1 protein-coding gene is annotated in these 1626 nt (G+C 50.5%); it reads right to left on the bottom strand.

All coding sequences use genetic code 11. The features are described 5' to 3' along the window. Positions 1-104: 104 nt before the first annotated feature. On the bottom strand, positions 105-1626 hold a 1522-nt coding region (locus DWX00_RS19155), incomplete at its 5' end, for a recombinase family protein (protein ID WP_243038062.1).

Here is a 1626-nt window from a genome sequence, read left to right as displayed (position 1 = left end):
AGCTGTTTTATACCCAATTAGGTGTAAAACTCTGCTCGATGGCGGGCGGCGGCGTACAAAAAATCTATATGGTGTTTTTAAGAGAACCGTCCCGGCGGGACAGGTCAGGCAGTGACCTGTTCCACCTCTGGGATGGGTTTGAGATTAAAATGAATTTCGATAGAAATGTGTCTTGTTTTATCTTCGTCAATGCGCTCATGCACGACGATTTCTTTGATTAAGCGGTTGAGGGTGGCTACGTCCAGCTCTGTGATATTGGCGTATTCCTGAATGGCTTCCACCCATTGTTTTGCGTCATTGGCAAGCTGGACTTCATCGGACAGCCGCTTTCTGCCCTCGGACACTTTTGCTTTAAGCTCCGCTTGCTCGGTCTGTGTCTTTTCCAGCATGGTGTTGAAATTCTGTTCACTGATACGCCCTGCAATCATATCCTCATAAAGCCGCATTACCATTTTGTCCAGAACCTCAATCCGTTCCTCGTCCCTTGTGAGGGAGCGTTCCATTGCTTCCCGCTGTTCCCGCTGCTCGGCTTCACAGGTATTGGTCAAGCGGTCGGCAACCGCTTCCCCGTCCATCAGGGCGGCTCTGGCACATTCCCGGATTTTCCGCAGCACATGGCTGTAAAGGGTGTCATAATCAATCCGGTGCTGGGTGCAGTGGTTCTTTCCAAAGGCATTGTAGGTTTTGCAGGAGTAAATCTGCTGGGGATGTTTTGCGTTTGTGTAGCGTATCGTCAGTGACTTCCCACACTCACCGCATTTTATCAGTCCGGCAAACAGGCTGATTTCATTGGTCTGCCCCGGACGCTGGCGGGATTTCAGCTTGTTCTGCACAATGTCAAAGCTCATGCGGTCAATCAGCGGTTCATGCTGTCCCTCCACCACAATCCAGTCCTCCGGCTTCTTTTCCCCAATCGTGCCGATTTTGAAACGGTAGTCCTTTTTCTGGGAAGCAATCGCCCCGGTGTAGACGGGATTCATCAAAAGGTCTTTGATAACGGAGAAGTCCCACATATACCGCCCGTTTTCCGGGTCTTTCTTTTCCCATTTGGTGCGGGTATTGCGAAGCCCCCGTTCCCGGTTCCACCATGTGGGGCAGGGGATTTTTTCTTCCTCCAGCCGTCTGCGGATATAGTTCGGACCATGACCGTTTAGGGCATATCCGAAAATCAGCCGCACAATCGGGGCGGTTTCCTCGTCAATGAGCAGATGGTTTTTGTCCTCCGGGTCTTTCCGATACCCGAACGGGGCAAGACACCCGGTAAACTGTCCTTTCTGCGCTTTCAGAAGATAAGAGGAATGGACTTTCTTGGAAATATCCTTGCTGTACATCTCGTTCAGGATATTCTTGAACGGGGCAATATCGTTGTTATCACGCAGGGTGTCGATACCGTCATTCATGGCGATATAGCGGACACCGTTTCTTGGGAAAAAGTCCTCAATCAAATGCCCGGTTTGCAGATAGTTACGCCCCAGTCGGCTGAGGTCTTTCGTGATGACAAGGTTGATTTGCCTGCGCTCAATGGCTCTCAACATTCTCTGTAAATCAGGACGCTCCATATTAAGACCTGTGAAGCCATCGTCCTGATAGACTGCCACAACCTCCCATCCCTGCTTTTCGCAGTAT

Origin of the sequence: Blautia sp. AF17-9LB, assembly GCF_003479185.1 — a bacterium.
Classification (GTDB): Bacteria; Bacillota; Clostridia; order Lachnospirales; family Lachnospiraceae; genus Fusicatenibacter; species Fusicatenibacter saccharivorans.
The sequence above is the reverse complement of the archived record's forward strand: the minus strand, read 5'-3'. Positions and strand labels throughout refer to the sequence as shown.